This is a genomic window from Parashewanella hymeniacidonis (assembly GCF_016900895.1).
Lineage (GTDB): Bacteria > Pseudomonadota > Gammaproteobacteria > Enterobacterales > Shewanellaceae > Parashewanella > Parashewanella hymeniacidonis.
In genome coordinates, this window is the sequence record NZ_JAFEUN010000009.1 from 33601 (window position 1) to 56970 (window position 23370).

The 23370-nt window shown below is 40.5% G+C and carries 22 protein-coding genes; 15 read left to right on the forward strand and 7 right to left on the reverse strand.

Annotated elements, in window-relative coordinates; genetic code table 11:
- Positions 1-75: 75 nt before the first annotated feature.
- The 4 genes from JQC92_RS03410 to JQC92_RS03425 all read left to right on the forward strand — a co-directional run bounded on the left by JQC92_RS03410 (position 76) and on the right by JQC92_RS03425 (position 4652).
- A complete protein-coding gene (locus JQC92_RS03410; RefSeq protein ID WP_204998334.1) occupies positions 76-1101 on the forward strand; it encodes a glycosyltransferase family 9 protein in 1026 nt (341 codons plus the stop codon).
- Positions 1102-1143: 42 nt separating this feature from the next.
- The gene (locus JQC92_RS03415; RefSeq protein WP_204998335.1) at positions 1144-2232 is read left to right on the forward strand and encodes a glycosyltransferase family 9 protein; all 1089 of its coding nucleotides are present in this window, start codon (positions 1144-1146) and stop codon (positions 2230-2232) included.
- On the forward strand, positions 2211-3311 hold the full coding sequence (locus tag JQC92_RS03420; protein ID WP_204998336.1) for a glycosyltransferase: 1101 nt from the start codon (positions 2211-2213) through the stop codon (positions 3309-3311). Before JQC92_RS03415 ends, JQC92_RS03420 begins: the two co-directional genes overlap by 22 nt.
- Before the next feature lie 183 nt (positions 3312-3494).
- Positions 3495-4652 carry a glycosyltransferase family 4 protein gene (locus tag JQC92_RS03425; RefSeq protein WP_204998337.1) on the forward strand — a complete coding sequence of 386 codons (1158 nt, stop codon included), beginning with the start codon at positions 3495-3497 and terminating at the stop codon, positions 4650-4652.
- A gap of 26 nt (positions 4653-4678) precedes the next feature.
- On the opposite strand, the gene JQC92_RS03430 is transcribed toward JQC92_RS03425, so the two are convergent.
- The 3 genes from JQC92_RS03430 to JQC92_RS03440 are packed head-to-tail and all read right to left on the reverse strand — an operon-like array spanning position 4679 to position 7627.
- Positions 4679-5419: a glycosyltransferase family 25 protein gene (locus JQC92_RS03430; RefSeq protein ID WP_204998338.1), complete on the reverse strand. Its 741-nt coding sequence runs from the start codon at positions 5417-5419 to the stop codon at positions 4679-4681.
- Positions 5420-5438: 19 nt separating this feature from the next.
- Positions 5439-6002, reverse strand: a complete 564-nt coding sequence (locus tag JQC92_RS03435) for a lysophospholipid acyltransferase family protein (protein ID WP_204998339.1) — start codon at positions 6000-6002, stop codon at positions 5439-5441.
- Between the two features lie 47 nt (positions 6003-6049).
- On the reverse strand, positions 6050-7627 hold the full coding sequence (locus JQC92_RS03440) for a ZIP family metal transporter (RefSeq protein ID WP_338049488.1): 1578 nt from the start codon (positions 7625-7627) through the stop codon (positions 6050-6052).
- A 167-nt stretch (positions 7628-7794) separates the two neighbouring features.
- Here JQC92_RS03440 and JQC92_RS03445 point away from each other — a divergent pair, with 167 nt between their 5' ends.
- Positions 7795-8388 (forward strand): YhgN family NAAT transporter, encoded by a 594-nt coding sequence (locus JQC92_RS03445; RefSeq protein WP_204998340.1) that lies wholly within the window; start codon positions 7795-7797, stop codon positions 8386-8388.
- 82 nt (positions 8389-8470) lie between these two features.
- Positions 8471-10657, forward strand: a complete 2187-nt coding sequence (locus tag JQC92_RS03450; protein WP_338049489.1) for an MGH1-like glycoside hydrolase domain-containing protein — start codon at positions 8471-8473, stop codon at positions 10655-10657.
- On the opposite strand, the gene JQC92_RS03455 is transcribed toward JQC92_RS03450, so the two are convergent.
- Positions 10641-11201, reverse strand: a complete 561-nt coding sequence (locus JQC92_RS03455) for a chorismate--pyruvate lyase family protein (protein ID WP_204998341.1) — start codon at positions 11199-11201, stop codon at positions 10641-10643. The genes JQC92_RS03450 and JQC92_RS03455 overlap by 17 nt on opposite strands.
- Before the next feature lie 78 nt (positions 11202-11279).
- On the opposite strand from JQC92_RS03455, the gene JQC92_RS03460 reads away from it, so the two are divergent.
- Entirely contained in the window at positions 11280-11672 is a 393-nt protein-coding gene (locus tag JQC92_RS03460) for a flagellar basal body-associated protein FliL (protein WP_204998342.1), read from the forward strand.
- A gap of 170 nt (positions 11673-11842) precedes the next feature.
- Here JQC92_RS03460 and JQC92_RS03465 read toward each other — a convergent pair whose 3' ends face one another.
- The 3 genes from JQC92_RS03465 to hslR form a co-directional block, all read right to left on the reverse strand.
- Positions 11843-13384 carry a phosphoenolpyruvate carboxykinase gene (locus JQC92_RS03465; protein ID WP_204998343.1) on the reverse strand — a complete coding sequence of 514 codons (1542 nt, stop codon included), beginning with the start codon at positions 13382-13384 and terminating at the stop codon, positions 11843-11845.
- A gap of 269 nt (positions 13385-13653) precedes the next feature.
- Entirely contained in the window at positions 13654-14514 is an 861-nt protein-coding gene (gene hslO, locus JQC92_RS03470; RefSeq protein WP_204998344.1) for an Hsp33 family molecular chaperone HslO, read from the reverse strand.
- Between the two features lie 9 nt (positions 14515-14523).
- Positions 14524-14943, reverse strand: a complete 420-nt coding sequence (hslR, locus tag JQC92_RS03475) for a ribosome-associated heat shock protein Hsp15 (RefSeq protein WP_204998345.1) — start codon at positions 14941-14943, stop codon at positions 14524-14526.
- A gap of 259 nt (positions 14944-15202) precedes the next feature.
- Between hslR and gspC the strand changes: the two genes are divergently transcribed.
- Genes gspC through gspJ form a run of 8 tightly spaced genes read left to right on the forward strand, consistent with a single transcriptional unit; the run spans position 15203 to position 23357 of the window.
- On the forward strand, positions 15203-16123 hold the full coding sequence (gspC, locus tag JQC92_RS03480) for a type II secretion system protein GspC (protein WP_204998346.1): 921 nt from the start codon (positions 15203-15205) through the stop codon (positions 16121-16123).
- 25 nt (positions 16124-16148) lie between these two features.
- Positions 16149-18362: a type II secretion system secretin GspD gene (gene gspD, locus JQC92_RS03485; protein WP_204998347.1), complete on the forward strand. Its 2214-nt coding sequence runs from the start codon at positions 16149-16151 to the stop codon at positions 18360-18362.
- Between the two features lie 3 nt (positions 18363-18365).
- On the forward strand, positions 18366-19934 hold the full coding sequence (gene gspE, locus JQC92_RS03490; RefSeq protein WP_239480319.1) for a type II secretion system ATPase GspE: 1569 nt from the start codon (positions 18366-18368) through the stop codon (positions 19932-19934).
- Between the two features lie 3 nt (positions 19935-19937).
- Positions 19938-21158, forward strand: coding sequence for a type II secretion system inner membrane protein GspF (gspF, locus tag JQC92_RS03495; RefSeq protein ID WP_204998348.1), 1221 nt, complete (start codon positions 19938-19940; stop codon positions 21156-21158).
- A 51-nt stretch (positions 21159-21209) separates the two neighbouring features.
- Positions 21210-21644: a type II secretion system major pseudopilin GspG gene (gene gspG / locus JQC92_RS03500; protein ID WP_204998349.1), complete on the forward strand. Its 435-nt coding sequence runs from the start codon at positions 21210-21212 to the stop codon at positions 21642-21644.
- Position 21645: 1 nt separating this feature from the next.
- Positions 21646-22242, forward strand: a complete 597-nt coding sequence (gene gspH, locus JQC92_RS03505; RefSeq protein WP_204998350.1) for a type II secretion system minor pseudopilin GspH — start codon at positions 21646-21648, stop codon at positions 22240-22242.
- A complete protein-coding gene (gene gspI, locus JQC92_RS03510) occupies positions 22223-22600 on the forward strand; it encodes a type II secretion system minor pseudopilin GspI (RefSeq protein ID WP_239480321.1) in 378 nt (125 codons plus the stop codon). The genes gspH and gspI overlap by 20 nt, the downstream gene beginning before the upstream one ends.
- Positions 22581-23357, forward strand: coding sequence for a type II secretion system minor pseudopilin GspJ (gene gspJ, locus JQC92_RS03515; protein WP_204998351.1), 777 nt, complete (start codon positions 22581-22583; stop codon positions 23355-23357). Before gspI ends, gspJ begins: the two co-directional genes overlap by 20 nt.
- Positions 23358-23370: the final 13 nt, after the last annotated feature.

Here is a 23370-nt window from a genome sequence, read left to right on the forward strand (position 1 = left end):
TTTTTCGCTTAGTCATGGTACTGCAAAGTATTCTACATTAAGATCCATTTCTTACGCTAATTTGCTGGGAAAAGCATGAAGTTAGATTTATCGACAAAACATACTCTTTGTGTATTGAGGTTATCGGCTATTGGTGACGTCTGCCATGCTGTTGCTATGGTTCAAGCCATTCAAAAGCAATACTCACACATCGAGATTACTTGGGTGATTGGAAAGGTTGAGTATCAGCTAGTTAAAAATTTGCCAAATATTAATTTTGTTATTTTTGATAAATCACAAGGGTGGCGAAGTTACACCAACTTAAGGAAAGCACTATCAAAGCAAAAATTTGATGTGTTATTACACATGCAAGTGGCACTTAGGGCAAGTGTTGCATCCTTAATGATTCGTGCCGATATTAAAATTGGTTTTGATAAAGCCAGAGCCAAAGAAGGGCAGTGGTTATTCACCAATCACAAAATCTTACCGCAAGATCAACCTCATGTTCTCGATGGCTTTATGGGGTTCGCAACTGCTGTTGGGGTTGAAAATACCCTGCCGAGTTGGGATATACCGATATCCAGCGCCGATCTTAAATGGGCAAAACAGCAAGCCACAGAAGATAATATTTTTGTTATCTGTCCTGCTGCGAGTAAAGCTGAGCGAAACTGGCTTCCTGAGCGTTATGCAGAAGTTGCCGACTATATGGCTGAAAAAGGCTACCAAGTTATGTTGTGTGGTGGGACGTCTCAATTAGAGCGTAACCTTGCTAATAGCATCATAAAGAGTACGAAATACGGCTTAACAAACCTTGTTGGTAAAAGTAGTTTGTTGCAGCTGTTGGCCTTGCTCAAACAGGCGAATTTAGTCCTTGCGCCAGATACTGGCCCTGCGCATATGGCCACGACACAGGGTACACCTGTTATCGGTCTTTACGCACACTCTAATCCAGGTAGAACAGGGCCTTATTTGAGTTTAGATAAGGTTGTCAGTGTTTATGATGAGGTAATTAAACAGCAAGTGGACGGTGAGGTTACTTGGGGGACTCGGGCAAAGGGTCAAGAATTGATGGCATTGATTAAAACAGAAGCTGTAATAAAATCGCTGCAAAGTAGTATGTGATTAATTGAGTTACCAATATAAGAAAGTTCAATAGGTTGTTATATGACAATTGAAAAGAAGCGATTTTTATTTATTCCTGTTTCTTCTGTTGAAGGAATTGGAGAGTACATGCGCTCGATGATTCTGGCCAGTAAAATTAAACAGCGATGGCCTGATGCAGAGATAAAATTCATATTAAACCAGCACGCTCAATACGCTAATGATTGTCCATATGAAACTGTTTTGTTAGAAAGTTCACCTACTAAACATGTAAACCCCGTAAACCGTGTTATTGAAAACTTTAAACCGGATATTGTAATCTTCGATGCTTCTGGACGAAAACCACAATTACAAAAAGCAAAACAAGTTGGTGCCATAACCGTATTTATCAGTCAGCACGCTAAGAAACGTCGCCGAGGTATGAAATGGGGGAGAATGAAAGCGACAGACTTGCATTTTGTTGCCCAGCCTGAATATACAATGCCTGAGATAGATTTATTTTCATCTTTCAAATGCAAATTGCAGAAAAAGTTATTACCAAAGTGTGTAGGGGTTGTATTTGATTCACCTGAAGATGATTTTGCTGATTCGGTATTAAAACAGTTTCAACTGGAATCAAAAAGTTTTATTATTTTAAATGCTGGTTCTGGTGGGCACTTGCATGATGGCCAATTAGCGGCAGATTTCTTTTATGAAGCGGCAGAGAGTCTCGCTGAAAACACGAATAAACAAGTTGTAATTTTGATGGGCCCTAATTATCCCAAAGAATTACCAAAATCTGAAAAGGTTAGGGTGATTTCTAGATTGGATAACTCAAACTTTATCAGCTTAATTTCTCATTCTTATGCAGCTGTGTTAAGCGGTGGTGATACGCTCTTACAGGCTCTAGCTCTTAACACGCCAGTCATAGCTGTTCCTGTCTCAAAAGATCAACCAGCTCGTATTGCAGCATGTGAGAAAAAGAAGATAGTGAAATCCGTTGAGATTTCTGAACTGGCTGAAAAGTTACCAAGACTCTTGGATGAAACTATATTGTCTGAACTAAAAAAGCAAATGAAAATTACGCCGAGTAAAAATGGTGCTGAAACGATTATTGAACAGTTAGCTTCTGCTATACAAAGTAAAAAATTATGCAAAAACAGAAAAAAATAGCGATAGTAATAAATGATCTTGCTGGCGGTGGCGCTGAAAAAGTTATGTTAACTTTGGCTACAACGCTTCAACAATTGGGTCATCACCCTCATTTTTTTGTGTTACAAAAAAGAGGTCAATATCAGGTTCCTGCAGAGCTACCGTGTCATGATTGCTTTGATAAGAATGCAAAGAACATTGATGGTGTATTTAAACGTTCTCAATCAGCTAAAATATTGAAACATAAAATTGAAGAAGTAGAAGTTCAAGTTGGTAAGTTTGATTTGTATTTATCAAATTTAGATAAGACTAATTTACTGATGACAAAAACAGGGTTATCCCCCTTGTATTGTATTGTTCATAATTCTATTGAAGAAGAGCTGAAACGGCAGATAAAGCTTGGGCCAATTGCTTATTTTAAAATGTTAATAGCAAAGAAGAGCCTTAATAACCAAAATTTGGTTTGTGTTTCAGATGGCATAGCGCATGAAATCCTAAATCAAGGCCGCATTAAACCCAAACAGGTTAAAACAATATATAATCCATTCGCTATTGAATCGATTAGAGCTGCAGCAGAAGAACCTAATGAGCAAATGCCTAAAGGTGACTTTTTAATTCATGTGGGTCGAGTGGCTAAACAAAAAAGACATGATATTTTGTTTGAATCTTTAAAAATGATGAAAACAAATATTCCTATTGTTCTTTTATGTAGCAATGCAAAGAAAGCTGTAAAGTTAGCGAAAAAACATGGTGTAAGTGAGCGTCTTATTATTCCAGGCTTTCAACCAAATCCTTATGCGTGGATAAAGAGATCAAAGGCATTAGTGCTAAGTTCTGATTACGAAGGGCTACCAACGGTTTTAATTGAGTCATTAATTTGTGGTACTCCGGCTGTCAGCACGGATTGCCCACATGGGCCTAATGAAATTTTGACTAATGAACTTTCCGAATACCTCGTTCCTGTCAGAGAACCTAAAATTTTAGCTGAGAAGACAGACGCATTGTTACAAAGTAATTTTCAAGTAAAAAATGCGCCCATCATAGAAAAAGTTAATGCTGAAGCAGTTGCTGAGGAATACCTTTCTCTAATCAAGTCGTAATTCTTCCTATTTAAATTAATTGAGCCAGTTTATGTGCACTGGCTCATGATTCTTAATGTAAAAGTTGTGAAAGAAAAATGTTCATGTCAAATTGACAGGGTTTTTGGGGCTCTACTTATAGGGATACATCATTCTATTACTAAATAAATTTATAAAGTTGTACGCTTATTTAGAGGTTCATAAATGGTAAAAAGAATTAAGGTAGCCATTCTTGTTGATGAGTATTTTGGTGGTGCGAATACGGCTTTTGGTGGATATGGTTTTTTGGCTCGTGAGCTTATTGCTAAGTATTTACCTTGTGATGATATTGAAGTTGAAGTGCTCTTAAAAAAAGATACGAGCAAAAACCGATTATGGCCGAAGGAATATTTAGTTGATGGAGTTAAAGTATACCGGTTGGCAGCTAAAGTATTAGATCCAATAAATCGCTGGTTTTTGAAGAAAAAGAATTATGATGTATTTCTTTCAATTGAGTTGACTACTCAATCAGCAAATATCCTATCTTTAGTTGAACCTGAAAAGAGAAAAGTTATTCATTGGATTCAAGATCCACGTCCTATGGGTGATTGGGAAGAAATTCACACGGTAAAATTATTCCCAGAGCAAACTTACTGGGATGAAAACGTTTATGATTTCGTGCACAAGGCTTATTTGTCAGGGAAAACGACTTTTATTAGCCAAGCCCACTGTCTAAATGAAAAAGCTAGGGAGTTGTACCAATTACATAGAACTGTACCAATTCAATATGTACCTAACCCTATTAATATTGATGATAATTTTAAGTTGTTAGATCATAAACCTCAAAAGAAAAAAATTGTATTTTTGGGGCGTATTGAGTCTGTAAAGCGTGGGTGGTTATTTTGTGAAATAGCAAAACAAATGCCTCATCATGAATTTTATGTTCTTGGTAAATCATTTAGGGAAAGTGAAAGAAATAAAAAAGTGTTAGATCAGTATAAGTCACTGCCGAATCTTCATTTTGTGGGGCATGTTGAAGGAGAAGAAAAAAATAACTATTTAAAAGAAGCGGCCATTTTGGTTAATACCTCTATTCATGAGGCATTACCGGTTTCTTTTTTAGAGGCATTATCATACGGTACTTTACTTGTAAGCTGTCAGAATCCAGATGATTTAACTAGCCAATTTGGTAGGTTCACAGGAACTGTTATAGGCGATGGATTTGAAAAAGTTCCGTTATTTGTTGAGGCAATTAATGAGTTAATGAATGATGACGCATTAAGGTACGAGCTAGGAAGTAAAGCTATCTACTATATAAAACAAAATCATAATATTTCATCATTTCAATCAGTATTAAGGAAGCTCATTAGGGAGCATTGTTAAAATATTAAAAGTAGCCTCTTGGCATATTAAGAAATAACTTTCTTTAAGTCTGCAGAGGCTTTTTGTCTTTCGATTATCATGCGAAGACGATGTTTAGCATTTCTCCAAAAAGTACTGGAATTACTGTGTTTTCCATTTTTATTTTGCAAGGCAATTTCACTATCAAAACCAGCTTCTGAAATGCTATATGGTTTTAAGCCGATTATTGTTAGATTGAGCTCTGAGTGAAATTGCATATCAATATCAACAGGCCTAAAAATTTGAGTTCGTGATAACAGCTTTTTTGCCCCATCCAAACTTATGATATAACCAGTGGTACAATTTGGTATTCGCTTATAGCTAACGCACGTTACTTTATTTGGAAAAAATCTTGAATCAGCTGCTTTATTATTTCGGTTATCAGATAGCTTAATGATATCTGCTGACTTAATATATTGCAGTGATTCTAAAGCTTGGTTTATAGATTTTGAGATAGTGATATCATCTTCTAAAATGACCGCCCAATTAATCTTTTTAGCTGCAATTTCTTGCCATATTTGTCTATGGCTTGCATAACAACCTATTTCACCAATACTTAGATCTCTATGATAATGGCGCTGGTTCAGCTCTTTATTATAAAGCTGTTTCACTTCATCTTTTGAGAGGGTTTTTCCAACTACCGCTTCAGTAAATGTTGCAGAGATATTCAACGATGATAATTGCTGTAACACGTTGTTTTTTCTATCAGTATTGTGAGGCATGTTGATGACGAAAGTAAGTATTTCCATGTACTATCTCTTTATATTATTATCTATTTTCTGTATCAAAAAAATCTGGGATGACTTTGGGATATTTGCCATTTACAGAGCGAAAAAAGTCTAAAATTAGGTTCATATCGTCATTCATTTGACCGGAAGCTTCAAATGGTGATTGGATAATAATCGCTTTATTCTTAAAATCCAAACCAATACATACTATCGGAACATTGGCTTTTTGAGCAATATGATAAAACCCTGTTTTCCAGCGAGTGACAGCAGAACGTGTCCCTTCAGGTGCGAGCGCTAATTTATAAGCATTACGGACATCAAATTCATGAACCGCTGTTTCAACTAAATTGTTATTTTTATTTCGATTTACAGGGCTTCCGCCTAATGCTCGAAATAGCCAACCCCAAGGTGGGATAAAGAGCTGATGTTTGCCAAGAAAGTGAATGTCTTCTCTGACAATAAACTTGGCCATCACCGCAATAATGAAATCCCAGTTACTGGTGTGTGGGGCTGCAATTAATATGTACTTATCGATAGGTGGCAATTCACCTTCAATTCGCCAACCCATCTTATGGAAAATCCAAGAAATCAACGACACTAGCATCCATTACTCCTATTCAGGATAAAACTACACTTTGAGTGTACCTGAAATTAGTGATGATGGTGGACGTGTTTTTTTATTCCTAGCAATTGGCTTATGAAGTTTCTTGGTCCCATTCTCAATAAGCTTGAGGCAACTAAAATACCCAAAAATAAAGCGGATAGAACTTGAACGGGCTGACTGAAAGTAATTGGCGGTACCACATTGATCTCAATGTTGTTTACAAGGGCCATACTGCCGATAACGATCAGCGTGATAGAAAAGATAGTCACAAGGCTAAGTTTACGCAGCTGAGACAAATACAGCAGAGGTGCCACAACGAGCGTAAAGAGTACGGCTATAATATGCCAATGTTGGAAGTACAAACAGCTCGCAATGATGACGGCACTGAAACAATTTAATCGTAAACTGATGAATAAAAAAGATAACAAGAATAGTTGCATAAGTGGCGAGGCGAGTAGGCCACTCGGTTCACCAATAATATTTAGGCCTAATATAAAAAATACGATAAAAGGTGCACTTCTATCGATGAGATTCGCCAATGCAAAATGTATCGGTGAGTGAGATGTATAAGGTAGATTTAGATGGGACTTCTCTTTTGTTAGAACCAGCACTGCATAGACCATCAATGATACAAGGACATGCACATACAAAAACTCAAGCCCGAGCACTAAGAAACTGAATAGCCACATTTCAGGGCCAATCAGTTTTTGAAACCAACCTAAATGATTTTTTTCGGTATTGGGTGTGAGTTTTAAATAAAAACGGATGGCTGCAGCCATTAAAGTTAAAACAATGGCAGGCGTAATGGATAACAACCAGCCCCAAAATGCTTCTAAATTATGGATGTGGAAGTCATGCTGGTGGGCATTATCTTTATCAAGAGTGAGTAACATAATGAGTAAAGCGATGCCAATAATGCTGCCAACGCCAGCATGATACTCATACTTACCTTGTTCATCTTCAACATGCTCGACATGAGGCTGATGCAGTACTACGTGGAGAATAGAGCCTGTGACAAAGGCTTGTAAATAAACGGTGTTATCGAGGCTCAAGTTGACCAGCCAATGTTGCCCCATCAGATAGCCTAGGGCTGTCATGGCCATCATTACGCCAAGTACAACTGAAGCCGCTTTACTACCAACTTGAGGTTTCAGTAACCACCAAATTGCAATACCAACAGGTAACCGATGAAGAATGATGCCTAGGGCAAGTAAAGGCGAATTGTTAGGCTGGTCGGCTAATACCAAGGCTCCACCGTCGGTCAGTGTATGCAGCAATAAACCTAACACACCTAAATAAAGCGTTAATTTATGAGTGATATCTGAATATCGGTGAAAAATCTTCTCGCTGGCTGTGGGTCCCCAAATGCCTATAATCACGAACAACAGTGACAACCAACCACCATGCTCGATAAGCTCTGGGAGAATATGAATCAGTACCAACCCACCTAAAGAGACGAAGACAAAACCATCGAGTCCTTTTTGAAGACCATTGCTCGACGCCAAATACCGGTAACATAATGGTCCGGCAAGAAGAGCTATAAAACTGGCGATTAGATAAAGCATGGTTTTTACTTCAGAAAGATGAAAGCCGACGATTATAGCTTTATTGAGAATTAATATCACTAAGGCTGTTTGTTGGATGTCATATTACTTTATTTAATGTTAAACATGAGTATAAAAATGATGAGATGAAGTAATAATTTGAAGATAGTCCATCGTTTATGCTGCAAAGCGGATATACTGCAGGATTGTCTTCCGTTAAATTATAGAGTGCCGAGATTCACTGAACTATGGATATATTTTCTGCATCAGTTATGTTGTTTTTGATCATGGACCCATTAGGTAATTTACCTATTTTTGCATCTATTTTACGCCATTTGGATCCGGCTAAACGCCGTAAGGTGTTAATCAGAGAGCTCATTTTTGCACTGATCATTATGTTATTGTTTTTGTATGCAGGTGAATCGATTCTCACATTTTTAAATTTGCGCTCTGAATCTGTCAGTATTGCTGGTGGTATTATTTTATTCTTAATTGCTATTAAGATGATTTTTCCACAGCCTGGTGGTGTAGCGGGCTTAGCAGCAGGTGAAGAGCCTTTTATTGTGCCTATGGCGATCCCTTTGATGGCTGGACCTTCGGTGTTAGCGGCGCTGATTTTACTGGCACACACAGACAGTTCGCGCATGACCGATTGGACGGTTGCACTGTTTTTTGCTTGGGGTGCGAGTGCACTGATCTTAATGTTTAATGCATTGTTTACACGAATTTTAGGTGAGAAAGGACTAACCGCTGTAGAGCGCTTAATGGGAATGATACTGGTCATGCTATCGGTTCAGATGTTCCTAGATGGCGTGGCGAATTATCTAAACGGTGTGCCTTAAACCATCAATTGAACGACAAAGAGCCTCGATGATTCGAGGTTTTTTTATGCTTGTTTTTTGAACTTTAAATCGGCAAACTAAATTGAATACATTATTCAATAAAAATAACAGTATGCGCCGACTATTCTTATTACTTTGCATTATCGCAACACATGTTCATGCTTCTCCAAGCCAATCAGCCGTTTTTTCTAATCTATTACCTTATGCAGGAAAGGTATCTAGCATTGAACCAAGAGACAGTAAACGTAATCTAGAAATCCCTGCAGTATACATTGATCAAGGTGCGTGGCACGGTTTCCATTTGCCGACTGCGGTAGAGGATTTGGGTAGCTTTCCTGGCCCGCTAATCATTGCTCAAGAGTACAGTATTTATTTTTCAAAAAACGTACAGCAATTAACCGTATTTGATGAGCAAGGCTTACAAAGGAAGTTATCAGATGCGCCGCAGCAGAAACGTTACAGTCTTCCGAACGGCTTATATCAAAAGTATGAATGGCCTGATTTGAAACTCTTCGTTGAACTCAGGTTTATTGATAACAGAAGTGCAAGTGTGTTGACGGAAATAACCAATACAACAAATGAGACACGACGTTGGCGGCTTCAATGGCAAGGGCAACCTTATAATGCTCACCCTAAGCTAAAAGATTATCAGCTGATTCAATCTCATCAAATTCAGGGGACTACATCTCGTTGGCAATTAACACCCGTAGAGAATACATGGAATTTACTGTTGGATGATGCGAACTATCAAATACAATTCCCAAGAACTGTCGCACTGAAGAAGCAAACTCATCATGGATACCTCGCATCAACAACGTTATCGCTAGCGCCAAGAGCAACACAAAAAATCAGAGCTATTCATCAATACTTTCATACTCAAACTGAACGGGTTGCACATCAATTACCCATCAGTGTTGAGCAACGCATTAGCGACAATGAACGCAATTGGCATCTAAAAACCAAAGACATTGATAAAACGCCACAAGGTCGAATGGCGGTAAAAGCCATCATGACATTAACGCACAACTGGCGCAGTAAAGCTGGCAATATTCTTCACGATGCAGTGACACCCTCAGTTAGTTTCAAGTGGTTTAATGGTGTTTGGGCTTGGGACAGTTGGAAGCAAGCGGTCGCAATCGCTAGGTTTGACCAGCAACTAGCCAAATCTAATATTTTAGCGATGTTTGATTATCAATTTCAGAAAAAGGATGCGGTTCGCCCTCAAGATCATGGTGGCTTACCTGATGTTATCTTCTATAACAAAAGCCCTGCAAGAGGTGGTGTCGGTGGCAATTGGAATGAACGTAATGGTAAACCACCTCTCGCCACTTGGGCTGTTTGGCATGTGTATCTAAGTTCAAAAGACATTGACTTTATTAAAACTATGTATCCTAAGCTAGTTGCGTATCATCAATGGTGGTATCGCAATCGAGATCATAATCAAAATGGTTTGGTTGAATATGGGGCGAATGTGCATCCGGCTCATATCAAAGAAGGTAAGCCCAATCGTCAAGCAATAATAGAGGCTGCAGCATGGGAGTCCGGTATGGACAACGCCCCACGTTTTGATGAAAAAGATGATTTATTGGTATTGAAAAATATCAATAACAAAGGCGAGCTTGTAGGTTACTCAATATCTCAAGAGTCTATTGATTTAAATGCGTATTTGTATGCTGAAAAACGCTGGCTATCCCAGATGGCAAAATTGTTGTCCTTTCATGAAGAAAGTAAAGTGTGGCAGCAGCAAGCACAAACACTTGTCCAGAAAATTCAAACTCAGTTTTTTGACGAGGAAAGCGGTTTTTTCTATGACATCCGTTTTAATGGTGAACGTAGAACACGATTAGTGGAGCAAGGCAAGGGTGTTGAGGGGTGGATCCCTATGTGGGCTAAAGCTGCCACGCCAAATCAAGCAAGGTTAATGGTGGAACGTCATTTAACCAACAAGCAATTTGCAACTACAGTGCCTTTCCCTACGGTTAGCGCAGATAACCTTTCGTTTGCACCTGCTCGATACTGGCGAGGACCTGTTTGGCTCGATCAAGCTTGGTTTGGACTCAAAGGGCTTAAAAATTATGGTTATCACAAACACGCCAAACGCTTAGCGAATCAACTGGTAAACCATGCTGAGGGGGTATTGAACGATGGGGTGATAAGAGAAAACTATCATCCACTGACTGGTGAAGGGTTACATTGTAATAACTTCAGTTGGTCGGCATCGGTATTACTGTTGAGTTATCACGAATGGCTTGCTAATGAGCTTCAATAAACTCTACAGCTGCAGGCAAAAAGAATTCGCAAACGATAATTTCATTTTGTTTGTAGCTGAAGAAGCGCCGGCGCCCCCATATTGATTCGGTAGGTTGAGACAAGTGGAACGCCAGTTGCGTTATCGAGCCATGAGTGCTGCTTTTACCGATTTCAATTTTTCCAGGAATAAATTCATGATGACTGTATAAGAGCTGGCCGAGTGGTTTAGTCCCTAACCCTTGAAAATCTACGGCCGTTTGCTCAAGTAATGGGAAGGGGATCAAAGTACGAGCAAAAACCCACGGCACTGCATCTAGCTTTAATAGCACTTCACGAACCCAAACTTTGTCATGGGCATCAAATTCAGCATTTAATGGGGTAATTTCTTGCTCACCTAGGACCGTTACTTCAAATTCTTTGCAGCAAGCCTTAAGTTTTTCCGTTAAACTGCCGTTAGCAAGTAACCAGCTTGTTAAATTTTCTGAAGGAAGTGTTGAGCATTGGTTTGGCAACTGCCACAAGATAGACTCACCATACGGAAAACATGAGTTAAGCAAAGGCATTGATTACTCGCTAGAATAAGAAAAGTGGTTAGTTTATCACAACCAGAATTGTGATCGATATTGAGGTTTGAGGTTTAAATGAAACGGTTATTTTTGGTACTAGCATTACTCATAAGTATCCAGCCATGGGCTTATGCTGAAGATGAGAACAGTTATGCCTATTTCGGCTTTGAACCTGAAATCGTCACTAACTATATAGCGAACCGCAAAAAACTTGGTTTTGTTCGAGTTGGCGTGGAGTTGATGGTACGTGGTAAGTCAGATCTTGAAAGCATCGAAATGCATGAGCCGTTATTACGTGCCGCTATTGTAGAAATCTTAGGAAACCAGACTGAAGCGCAAATTAAATCGATGACCGGGCGAGAAGCGGTGCGCAAAGACTGCCTACAAACGGTAAATAAATTGCTGAGAAAAGAAATCGGCAAAGAAGCGGTAGTGAATTTGCTGTTTACTAAGTATTTATATGACTAGGCCCTAGGGCATAATACGACAAACTAAAGGTTCAATTCAACTCAGGGGGCTGATCAGAAGCGCTTGATGTTGCCTCAAGTCCTACAGTGGTCAAGCGATGACGCATCATGAGCCTCTATTTGCACTAAAAAACCGCTACAATGAGCGGTTTTTATTATGACTAAATTAAATTATGCTTTAGGGCCAGCATTTTTGATCACATCAGAAACCTGATACTTCTCAAAGTTAGCATTAAACTCTTTGGCAAGTTGATCCGCATATTCATCATACTGAGATTTATCTTCCCAAGTGTTGATAGGGTTTAACAATTCATCCTTAACACCTGAAATCTTTGTTGGAATACTTAAGTTCAGCTTTTCAATATGTGTTGTTTCAACGTCTTTGAGTTCACCATTAACAATGGCATCAATAATGGCACGCGTGGTTGGAATGTCGAATCGCTTGCCTACACCATATGGCCCGCCAGTCCAACCTGTGTTCACTAGGTAAACTTGGCTACCAAAGCTTTCGATACGCTCCATTAATAGCTCAGCATACACGCTTGCAGGTCGTGGGAAGAATGGCGCTCCAAAACATGTGGAAAACGTTGACTGAATAGCGGCTGTAGAGCCGACTTCTGTCGAACCAACTTTAGCAGTATAACCCGATAAGAAGTGATAAGCCGCTTGTTCTTTTGTGAGTTTAGATACTGGCGGTAACACGCCAGAAACGTCACACGTTAAGAATACAACCGCAGATGGTTCGCCACCACAGTTATCTTCTTTACGCTGTGCAACATGTTCAAGCGGGTAAGCTGCGCGACTATTTTCTGTCAGGCTGGTATCATCAAAATCTGGAGTGCGAGAGTCATCCAGCATGACGTTTTCAAGTACCGTTCCAAAACGAATTGCATCCCAAATCACCGGTTCATTTTTCTGACTAAGATTAATGCATTTTGCGTAACAGCCGCCTTCAATATTGAATACACCACCCGGTGCCCAGCCGTGCTCATCATCACCAATTAGGAAACGCTTTGGATCGGCTGAAAGGGTTGTTTTACCCGTACCAGATAGGCCAAAAAATAGAGTTGTATCACCATCATGACCAACGTTTGCTGAGCAATGCATTGGCAGAACACCTTTCGCTGGCAACAAGAAGTTTTGTACCGAGAACATCGACTTTTTCATTTCACCAGCATACTTTAGGCCAGCAAGGAGCACTTTGCGTTGAGCAAAGTTAATGATCACAGTCGCATCCGAGTGCGTACCATCACGCTCCGGATCACACTCGAAGCCTGGGGCATTGATGATGCGCCACGTATCTTTGTCCGCTTTGTTGAACTGCTCAGGAATAATGAACATGTTACGTGCAAATAAATGATGCCAAGCATATTCAGTCGTCACATTTACGGGTAGGTAATGCTCTGAATCAGCACCGACTTCAAGCTCAGAAACAAACACTTCTTTATCTGCAAGGTACGCTTCAACTCGTTCCCATAATGCATTGAATGTATCTTCTGAGAAAGGCTTGTTTACATTACCCCAATCGATTTCGTTTTCAGAAGACGCTTCTTTTACGACAAAGCGGTCATTTGGAGAACGCCCCGTACGTACTCCAGTTCTTGCGACTAAAGCGCCTTTTGCTGTTAGCTGGGCTTCTCCACTTGCAAGTGCGATTTCAACTAATTCAGCAGTGGTTAAATTAGCATGAATGCGATGTGCTCCATCGGTCATGAGTGTACTCTCCATTTGGGTGCAAGATGTCTAAGTTCATTCTTATGAATGAGTAGATTTGTCGCTCTTAATTGTCGACTTTTTATGTATTCGGCAACCACCTAAAGGTGCTTTTTTACCGTAGTTTTATTGGCGCAGATTGTAACGTAAACGACAACAAAAGTGTCATAAATGGCATTTGGTTAAGAAAACAGAGAGTTCTGTTATTTGATAAATAAAAGGGGATATAAAAAAGCCAGCTAAGCTGGCTTTAGGCAGTGAATCATGAGTTATTGAACAGTCTCATTAACTTGAGCGCCTTTAAATAATGCTTCAACATCAATGCTATCAAAACGGTAATGGGTATTGCAGTATTCACAACCCATTTCAACCATACCATGTTCGGCAATAACGCTGTCCACTTCGGCTTTAGATATAGTTAACAGTGCTTTAGCTGTCCGTTCTTTTGAACAGCTACATTTAAACGTGACGTCATCGGCATCGAACAAGCGCACTTCTTCTTGATGATACAATCGATGCAAAACATCCGTTGAGTCTAAAGACAAGATTTCTTCTTGTTTGAGCGTTGCTGTAAGCTGATTTAAATGATCAAAGTCTTCAGTATGCATTTTTTCTGAAGGTAGAACTTGTAAGAACATTCCACCAGCACGTTTGCCATCTGCAAATAAATATAAACTTGTCGGTAGCTGCTCAGATTGCATAAAGTAATCTTCAATACACGCTGCAAGCGTTGGTTTTTCAAGTGCAACAACACCTTGATAGCGTTCACCATCTTCAGGCGTTAGCGTAATGACGATATAACCTTTACCAAACAATGTTTGTAAGCTTGCTGAGTCTGCAAGATCGCCTTGCCAGCGAGCAATGCCACGTAACTGCTGTTGATCATTACCATTGATTACGGCAAGAGATACTGGTCCATCACCTTGAATTTGTACAGCAATATCACCCTTAAATTTTAGCGTAGCGGTAAGCAGTGAGCTGGCTGCCATCAATTCACCCAAGAGTAATTGTAAAACTTTTGGGTATTCATGGGTTGAAAGTATGTGCTGATAACTTTCTTCTAATTGGACTAATTCGCCTCTTACGTCGGCATTTTCGAACAAATAGCGATGTAGCTTGTCTATACTCATGTTTGGTTCTCATTCGCTGTCAATGTGATTGGCTTTTTGTTTAAAGCGTACAATTTGACGTCGTTGTTTTTTATCGGGTTTGTGATCAGGTGTCGGGTTATTTAAGCGGTTAAGGTGTCTAGCTTCAGCGGCTAATTCACGTTTTTTAATGCTGTTTTCTGTTTCCTGATATAACGCTTGAGCCATGGTGGCATTACCACGACGTTCAGAAAGTGCCAATATATTGAGCTCTTTTTCATCAAAACCTTGACGTAATTGGATCCGAGCACCGATTTCGACATTCTTACTGGATTTAGTACGCTGACCGTTGTAGTGTACTTTGCCGCCGTCGATCATTTGTTTTGCAATGGCTCTAGTTTTGTAAAAACGAGCTGCCCACAACCATTTATCGAGACGAACGGTAAGCTGAGGGAAATTTTTATGACTCATGTTCTCTCCTATAATAAGTATTTATAAATGATTGGATTATGGATCAGCCAGGATTCAGTAAATCATTGTAAAGTTATTCGAAAATGTTCTATTACACGAATAACGTCGATTTGGGGTGGCAAAGTTAGCATAATTGACTAATTTTAGCCAATGAGGAGTCTGTTAAAGACTTGTTGCTGTTTACTAGCTAGGGTAGCATGGTACAGTTTTTTGCTTAAAAACCGGATAAAGAAGGTTAATATCACAGGTTGCCAATGATATGGATGTACTAGATAAAGTAATAACAAAAGTAATTGGCTTACCTCACAAGCCACTAAGCAATGCCGTATTCTGGCTTGGTTTGATAATAATCATATATTTATTAGCCCAAATAACGTGGGGGCTTGTACCCACTTCAACGCAAACCGTTGCGTGGAAACCAACACCCGTTTCGGCTAATCAAAATGGTTCTGCCAATGTTGATTTAGTCAGTTTTAAAAAGCTTGATCTGTTTGGTAAGTACGACAAAGAAAATACACAAAAAGTTGAAGGCAACACGCCGACACAAATCACTGATGCACCAAAGTCGTCACTTTCTATCCAGTTAACAGGGGTTGTGGCCTCAACGACTAAAAAGAATGGTTTAGCTATTATTGCTTCAAGCGGGACACAAGCAACTTATAGTATTGGTGATAAAATCAAAGGTACTTCAGCATCGCTCAAAGAAGTGTATGCAGACCGCATTATCATCACAAATGCAGGGCGTTATGAAACTGTCATGTTAGATGGTCTAAAATTTACGACGGATGTTGCAAATAATAAGCCTTTGCAAACGGCCTCTCGAAATAAAGCAAAGAAAATAGATAAATCGAAAGATAGACGCGTGAGTGCTGATTTAGCGAAAACACGCCAAGCGATTTTAGCGGATCCAAATAAAATTACCGATTATTTATCAATCTCTCCAAAAACGGTAAATGGTCAATTACAGGGTTACCGCTTAAACCCAGGGAAAGATCGTAAGATATTTAGAGAAGCAGGGTTTAAACCCAACGATTTAGCGAAATCATTAAATGGATATGACCTCACAGATATATCACAAGCATTAGAAGTCATGTCTCAGTTACAAGAGTTAACCCAAGTGTCCATCATTGTTGAACGAGAAGGACAACTCGTCGAACTTACATTAGGTTTACCGCAATAGCATTTAGGCTAGGGGAAGTTACATAATGAACAACAAAAAACTCGGACGTAAATTTTTAGCCAGCTTATTAGCTGGTGCCGTCCTAATGTCACCAGCCTTAAGTTGGGCTGCGCAATATGCTGCCAACTTTAAAGGCACTGATATTCAAGAGTTTATCAATATTGTTGGTAAAAACTTAAACAAAACCATCATTGTTGACCCAACTGTACGCGGTAAAATTAACGTCCGCAGTTACGACTTACTTAATGATGAACAGTATTACCAGTTCTTTCTGAATGTACTGCAAGTTTATGGCTATGCTGTTGTGAAAATGGACAACAACATCATTAAAGTCATTAAAGATAAAGATGCTAAAACATCGAATATTCGTGTTGCAGATGACTCTAAGCCTGGACAAGGCGATGAGATGGTCACGCGCATTGTGGCGCTTTACAACACACAAGCGAAACAGCTTGCACCTTTGCTACGTCAGTTAAACGATAATGCTGGCGGTGGTAACGTTGTAAACTATGACCCTTCTAATGTTTTGATGATTTCGGGTCGAGCCGCTGTCGTAAATAAGCTGGTTGAAATTGTTCGACGTGTTGATAAGCAAGGTGATACATCTGTACAAGTTATCCCACTAAACTATGCTTCTGCGAGTGAAATCGTTCGCATTATCGAAACATTGTATCGACAAAATGGCAGTTCGGCACAGCTTCAAGGTCAAGCACCAAAAGTTGTCGCAGATGAGCGAACGAACTCTGTTGTTGTCAGCGGTGATGAAAAAACGCGTATGCGGGTTGCCAACTTGGTTAAGAAGCTTGATGAAGAGCAGGCAACTACGGGTAATACCCGAGTACGTTATCTTCGTTATGCGAAAGCAGAAGATCTTGTTGAAGTTCTGAATGGCTTTGCAGATAAAATTTCGGCTAATACACCAGGAGCCAAAAAAAGTACTTCAGCAAGGAGCAGAAATACGAGCTCGTCTTCTCGGAGTTCATCTTCAAGAACAAGCAACCGCAGCAGTAGCGTAGGCGGTGGCAACAGCGATATTAATATTGTTGCAGATACAGAAACTAACTCTTTGGTTATGACGGCACAGCCTGCTGAAATGCGCACGTTGAATAGCGTTATTGATCAGTTGGATATTCGACGTGCTCAGGTACTCGTTCAGGCGATTATTGTTGAGATTGGCGAAGGTGATGATGTCGGTTTAGGCTTCCAGTGGGGAACATCGGCCGGTGGTGGCACACAGTTTAATAACTTTGGTGCTTCGATTGGTGAAATTGGTGCTGGTGTATGGGCTGCAAAAGATCAGCCAGCTTCACAAACCTGTTCAGGGGCAGGAGATACCCAAAACTGTACCAATAACCCAGACACGCCAGGAGATATATCTTTACTCGCATCTGCACTGGGTAAAATTAATGGTGCGGCATGGGGCGTTTGGACTGGCGATTTTGGCGCATTAGTACAAGCGATTTCGAGCGATACTAACTCGAATGTATTATCAACACCGTCAATTACAACGCTTGATAATCAAGAAGCTAACTTTATTGTGGGTGATGAGGTTCCAGTCATCACTGGTTCGACAGCAAGTTCTAATAATAGCAACCCGTTCCAAACCGTTGAGCGTAAAGAAGTGGGTGTGAAGCTTAAGGTTACCCCGCAAATTAACCAAGGTGGCTCTGCGGTTAAGTTAACCATCGAACAAGAAGTATCGGGTGTTAACGGTAATACCGGAGTTGATATTTCATTCTCTACTCGACGTCTTACTACGACGGTTTTAGCAAACGATGGTCAAGTCGTCGTGCTTGGTGGTTTGATCACTGAAAATGTGCAAGAAAGCGTGCAGAAAGTACCGCTATTAGGTGATATTCCGTTTCTTGGTCACTTATTTAAGTCGTCTTCAAGTAAAAAGACCAAACGTAATCTGATGGTGTTTATCAAGCCAACGATTGTTCGTGATGGCATGACGATGAATGGATTAACCGGTCGTAAATATAATTACTTCCGTGCGTTACAGATAGAGCAGCAAGATCGCGGTATTAATTTAATGCCAAATACTGAAGTTCCGGTATTAGAAGAATGGAAAAATCAGTCGGTAGTACCTCAAGAGGTTCAAGATATTTTACAGCGTCATGAAGAAGGGAAAGGCTTGGGTACACCAATGCGAAAAACGGATTCGACGCTAAAAATGCTGACAGAAAGCAAAGAAAAAGACCAAGCTGAAAAAGCTAAACAAGACGAAAAGAAGTAGCTCATGAGTGAAACGCAATTAGACGATATTGATTTATCAAAAGTCTCTACCGAGCTAGGCATGGATGTTGAGCAGCAGGAAGATGAAGTCTTTCACTCGAGCAGTAAAGAACGTCTGCCGTTTGCTTTTGCTCATCGACACGCTGTGGTTTTAGACAAGGATGCTGAAGACCAGCTGACGCTGTTTCATACGCCGACGACAGCAGCAGAAATGATTCTAGAAGCGAGCCGTTATTCTGGTAAGCAGTTGAAACTTGTTGAGCTTGATAATCAACAATTTGAAACCAGGTTAACACAAGCCTACCAAACCAACTCTTCCGAGGCGCAGCAATTGATGGAAGACATCGGTAATGAGATGGACTTGTTTACACTTGCTGAAGAGTTGCCACAAACTGAAGATTTACTAGAAGGCGATGATGATGCACCAATCATCAAGCTCATTAATGCCTTATTATCTGAAGCGATCAAAGAAGAAGCCTCAGACATCCACGTTGAAACCTATGAAAAGCAGTTAGTGGTTCGCTTCCGTGTTGATGGTGTTCTTAAAGAAGTGCTTAAGCCCAACCGTAAACTGTCTTCACTGTTGGTTTCCCGTATCAAGGTAATGGCAAGACTCGATATCGCAGAAAAGCGTGTACCGCAAGATGGTCGTATATCATTACGTATTGCGGGCCGAGCTGTAGATGTGCGTGTATCAACCATGCCATCCAGTCATGGTGAACGTGTCGTTTTACGTTTATTAGATAAAAATGCCGGTAATTTAGATTTACAACAATTGGGCATGACAGAAGGTGTTCGCGTTCAATTTGATGCGTTAATCCGTAAACCACACGGCATTATTTTGGTGACCGGTCCAACAGGTTCGGGTAAATCAACAACGCTTTATGCTGGTCTTACTGAAATCAATTCTCGAGATACGAATATTTTAACGGTTGAAGACCCGATTGAATATGAGCTTGAAGGAATTGGCCAAACTCAAGTAAATACCAAAGTTGATATGACCTTTGCTCGTGGTCTTAGAGCGATTTTGCGTCAAGACCCTGATGTGGTGATGATTGGTGAGATTCGTGACTTAGAGACGGGGCAAATTGCGGTGCAAGCTTCGTTAACTGGTCACTTAGTATTATCGACCCTTCATACAAATACAGCATCGGGTGCCATTACCCGTTTACAAGATATGGGGGTAGAGCCATTTCTTGTGTCATCCAGTTTATTAGGCGTACTGGCACAGCGATTGGTTCGAACCCTATGTAAAGATTGCCGCACTGAGCACACTCCTGATGCACAAGAGCGTGAGCTACTTGGGTTACAAGACGGTGATAATCGTACGATTTTCCGAGCAAAAGGCTGTAAAAAATGTGGAAACAATGGCTATCGTGGCCGTACCGGTATTCATGAACTCTTAGTGGTTGATGATACTGTTCGTGAATTAATTCACCACGGTAAAGGTGAACTTGCTATTGAAAAGTACGTTCGTGAGCGTATACCAAGTATTCGTCATGATGGCATGAGCAAAGTACTTGCAGGTGCGACTACACTTGAAGAAGTCCTGCGTGTCACTCGTGAGGAGTAATCGATGGCAGCATTTGAATATAAAGCGTTAGAAATCGGTACTGGAAAGCAAACCAAAGGTGTGATTGAGGCCGACACGGCGAGACATGCTCGTAGTCAGTTGCGGGAAATGCGATTAACACCGATCAGTATCGAGCCAGTTACCGAAAAAGAAGCGAAACAAAGTAGCTTTTCATTATTTCAAAAACGTATATCGGTTGCTGAATTAGCGCTGATCACGCGCCAAATTGCCACCTTAGTGGCGGCGGGGCTACCAATTGAAGAAGCATTGAAAGCCGTTGGTCAACAGTGCGAAAAAGAACGACTTGCCAGTATGATCATGGCTGTACGCTCTCGTGTTGTCGAAGGTTATAGCCTTGCGGACTCAATGGCCGAATTCCCACACATCTTTGATGATCTTTATCGTGCTATGGTTGCATCAGGTGAAAAGTCAGGTTACTTAGATGTCGTACTCAATCGACTGGCTGACTATACTGAGCGCCGCCAACAACTTAAGTCAAAGTTACAACAAGCAATGATTTATCCTACAGCGCTTACTGTTGTGGCTATTTTAGTTGTTTCAATTCTACTGGCTGTAGTTGTTCCTCAAGTAGCAAGTCAGTTCCAGCATATGGGGCAAGATTTGCCTTGGGCCACTCAAACATTGATTTCAATGTCAGACTTTGTCCGAGACTACGGGATTGGAATTGTGGTTACTATTGTCGTAGGGATTGTCGTTTTTCAACGCGCAGTGCAAAAGCCAAATTTTAGAATGAAGTATCATTCTGCCATTCTTAAATTACCAGTGGTTGGTAAGGTCAGTAAAAGCCTAAACACGGCCCGTTTTGCAAGGACGCTCAGTATTCTGTCAGCCAGTTCAGTCCCATTGCTTGATGGTATGCGTATCGCAAGCGACGTGCTATTAAATAATAAAGTTAAGTTAGCCGTCGAAGAAGCGACGGCGAGTGTACGAGAAGGTAGTAGCCTTGGGGCTTCGTTAACGGCAACTAAACTTTTCCCGCCAATGATGCTCTATATGATCTCATCAGGCGAAAAGAGTGGTGAGCTTGAGCAAATGTTAGAACGAGCGGCTGATAACCAAGACAGACAATTTGAAGCGAACGTGACGATTGCGCTGGGTGTATTTGAGCCTGCACTCGTGATCAGCATGGCGGTCGTTGTATTATTTATTGTATTAGCCATTTTGCAGCCTATTCTGGCACTGAACAACTTAGTCAGTGGTTAGAGCAATCAGCCGATAAGTGAAACAGATTAGATTTATATTAAGGAGTTTTCAATGAAACAACACAGACGTCAACGAGGATTTACGTTACTTGAAATCATGGTAGTGGTAGTGATCTTAGGCCTACTTGCTGCGATGGTATTACCGAACGTATTAGGTAACAAAGAAAAAGCAGATAAGCAAAAAACGGTTGCAGATATTGTATCGATTGAAAACGCGCTGGATATGTACAAATTAGACAACGGTGTTTATCCGACAACTGAACAAGGTTTAGATTCACTTGTTAATAAACCTACGATTTCTCCTGAACCAAGAAACTATCGTGAAGATGGTTATATCAAGCGTTTACCTCAGGACCCTTGGAGAAATGATTACTTGTATCTTAGCCCTGGAGAGCATGGCAAGATTGACGTATTCAGTGCAGGACCTTCTGGTCAAGCTGGCACCGATGACGATATCGGTAACTGGAATCTGAGCGATTATCAATAACATGAAATTACGTCAACCCCGTGGGTTCACCCTGCTTGAAATGATGATCGTGGTGGTCCTTATGGGGTTGATGGCTGTGTCTGTTATTCCTTCAATTGGCTCGGCTGGTCCTGAGCAGAAACTTGAAGGCCAAGCTAAAAAATTTATTGCTCTCACTGAACTGGTCATGGATGAAACCGTTTTAAGTGGTCAATTTGTCGGGATTGTCGTCGATCCTGATGGTTATCATTTTGTGATGTATAAAGATCAGAAATGGCAACCCATGACATCAGATCGTCTGGTCACAGAACACAAAATGGATGAAGGGATTTCCATCGAAGTCGTGGTGGATGGGTTACCGCTTACTCAAAGCGATGAAGAAAATGAGTCATGGTTTGATGATGACGATCCGTTTGCGGCTAGTGATGACAAATTTGACGATGAAAAAAAGAAATTCCCTGAACCTCAAATTATGATTTTCCCGAGTGGTGAACTGACGCCATTTGAATTGCACTTTGTTACTAAAAATGATGATGGTAATGAGGTTGATAAGCTCGTCACGGGTAGTGCTTTAGGTCAGCTGACTCTTGGGAGGCCAGATGAAACTAAAAAACGCTAAAGGCATGACTTTGCTTGAAGTCATGGTCGCACTGGTGATTTTTGCTGTTGCTGCAGTAGCAATTACTAAGAGCTTGGGTGAACTGATTGCCAATATGCCGATATTAGAAGAGCGAACTTACGCACAGTGGGTTGCTGATAATGTGTTGGTCGATAGCAAACTAGAAGAAACCATCCCTGATGTAGGCAAAAAAGAAGGCCGAACTGAAATGGCTGGGAAGGAATGGTATTGGCGTCGAGAAGTCATCAAAACCAGTGACGATGATGATTTTCGTCTCGTAAAAGTCAGTGTTAGCGATGATGATCGCTACCAGCGTATCATTTCACAGGTAAGTACCTATGTTTTTAAAGCAAATTAAACAACATCAAGGTTTTACCTTACTTGAAATGCTGATTGCTATCGCAATCTTTGCGATGTTGGGCATTGCAGCGAATTCAGTGTTAAGTGTTGTACTGACGAATGACGATGTAACAAAACAATTTGCACAAAAGCTGAAATCTCTACAGCAAGGCTTTGGGATCATTGAACGCGATCTCGGGCAAATTGTGGCACGAACACCGAGATTAATTGAAGGTGGTCGTGGAAATACGGTACTGCAAGTTGGCAATATCATTCCAAACGTTGACGGTAAGGCTTTAGTCTTTTATCGACTGGGTTGGTTAAACCCTGACGGCATGTTACCAAGAGGCAGTATTCAGTCGGTTGCTTATGTAATGACAAACAACGAGCTTGAGCGTTGGTACTTCCCTTACCCTGAACCAGAAATTGGCGGAGAGCCAATAAAAACGGTCATCATTAAAAATGTGAATGAAATTGATTATGCTTTTTTTGATGGAAAATATTGGCAAAAACAATTTGATGCAACCAAGCTACCTAAAGCCATTGCAATTGAAGTTGATATTGAAGGGATTGGAAAGATTCAGCGTAAATTTATTTTACCGTTAGGCGCAAAGGCGGAAGATGCTTCACAAAATAATGCCAATAGCGGGAATAACGGTCAGAATAATAATGGCAATAATAATTCCGATGGTACAAATAATAACAACGGCAACAACAATAATAACAACGGGAACAATAATACCAATCAGAACAATGGGGGAAGTAAAGGTGGTTAGCTTACAACTCTCA

Bases quoted from the DNA above. Each gene is read 5' to 3' on its own strand.
- JQC92_RS03410 (WP_204998334.1), top strand. From the start codon at position 76: ATGAAGTTAGATTTATCGACAAAACATACTCTTTGTGTATTGAGGTTA.
- JQC92_RS03415 (WP_204998335.1), top strand. From the start codon at position 1,144: ATGACAATTGAAAAGAAGCGATTTTTATTTATTCCTGTTTCTTCTGTT.
- JQC92_RS03420 (WP_204998336.1), top strand. From the start codon at position 2,211: ATGCAAAAACAGAAAAAAATAGCGATAGTAATAAATGATCTTGCTGGC.
- JQC92_RS03425 (WP_204998337.1), top strand. From the start codon at position 3,495: ATGGTAAAAAGAATTAAGGTAGCCATTCTTGTTGATGAGTATTTTGGT.
- JQC92_RS03430 (WP_204998338.1), bottom strand. From the start codon at position 5,419: ATGGAAATACTTACTTTCGTCATCAACATGCCTCACAATACTGATAGA.
- JQC92_RS03435 (WP_204998339.1), bottom strand. From the start codon at position 6,002: ATGCTAGTGTCGTTGATTTCTTGGATTTTCCATAAGATGGGTTGGCGA.
- JQC92_RS03445 (WP_204998340.1), top strand. From the start codon at position 7,795: ATGGATATATTTTCTGCATCAGTTATGTTGTTTTTGATCATGGACCCA.
- JQC92_RS03455 (WP_204998341.1), bottom strand. From the start codon at position 11,201: ATGCCTTTGCTTAACTCATGTTTTCCGTATGGTGAGTCTATCTTGTGG.
- JQC92_RS03460 (WP_204998342.1), top strand. From the start codon at position 11,280: ATGAAACGGTTATTTTTGGTACTAGCATTACTCATAAGTATCCAGCCA.
- JQC92_RS03465 (WP_204998343.1), bottom strand. From the start codon at position 13,384: ATGACCGATGGAGCACATCGCATTCATGCTAATTTAACCACTGCTGAA.
- hslO (WP_204998344.1), bottom strand. From the start codon at position 14,514: ATGAGTATAGACAAGCTACATCGCTATTTGTTCGAAAATGCCGACGTA.
- hslR (WP_204998345.1), bottom strand. From the start codon at position 14,943: ATGAGTCATAAAAATTTCCCTCAGCTTACCGTTCGTCTCGATAAATGG.
- gspC (WP_204998346.1), top strand. From the start codon at position 15,203: ATGGATGTACTAGATAAAGTAATAACAAAAGTAATTGGCTTACCTCAC.
- gspD (WP_204998347.1), top strand. From the start codon at position 16,149: ATGAACAACAAAAAACTCGGACGTAAATTTTTAGCCAGCTTATTAGCT.
- gspE (WP_239480319.1), top strand. From the start codon at position 18,366: ATGAGTGAAACGCAATTAGACGATATTGATTTATCAAAAGTCTCTACC.
- gspF (WP_204998348.1), top strand. From the start codon at position 19,938: ATGGCAGCATTTGAATATAAAGCGTTAGAAATCGGTACTGGAAAGCAA.
- gspG (WP_204998349.1), top strand. From the start codon at position 21,210: ATGAAACAACACAGACGTCAACGAGGATTTACGTTACTTGAAATCATG.
- gspH (WP_204998350.1), top strand. From the start codon at position 21,646: ATGAAATTACGTCAACCCCGTGGGTTCACCCTGCTTGAAATGATGATC.
- gspI (WP_239480321.1), top strand. From the start codon at position 22,223: ATGAAACTAAAAAACGCTAAAGGCATGACTTTGCTTGAAGTCATGGTC.
- gspJ (WP_204998351.1), top strand. From the start codon at position 22,581: ATGTTTTTAAAGCAAATTAAACAACATCAAGGTTTTACCTTACTTGAA.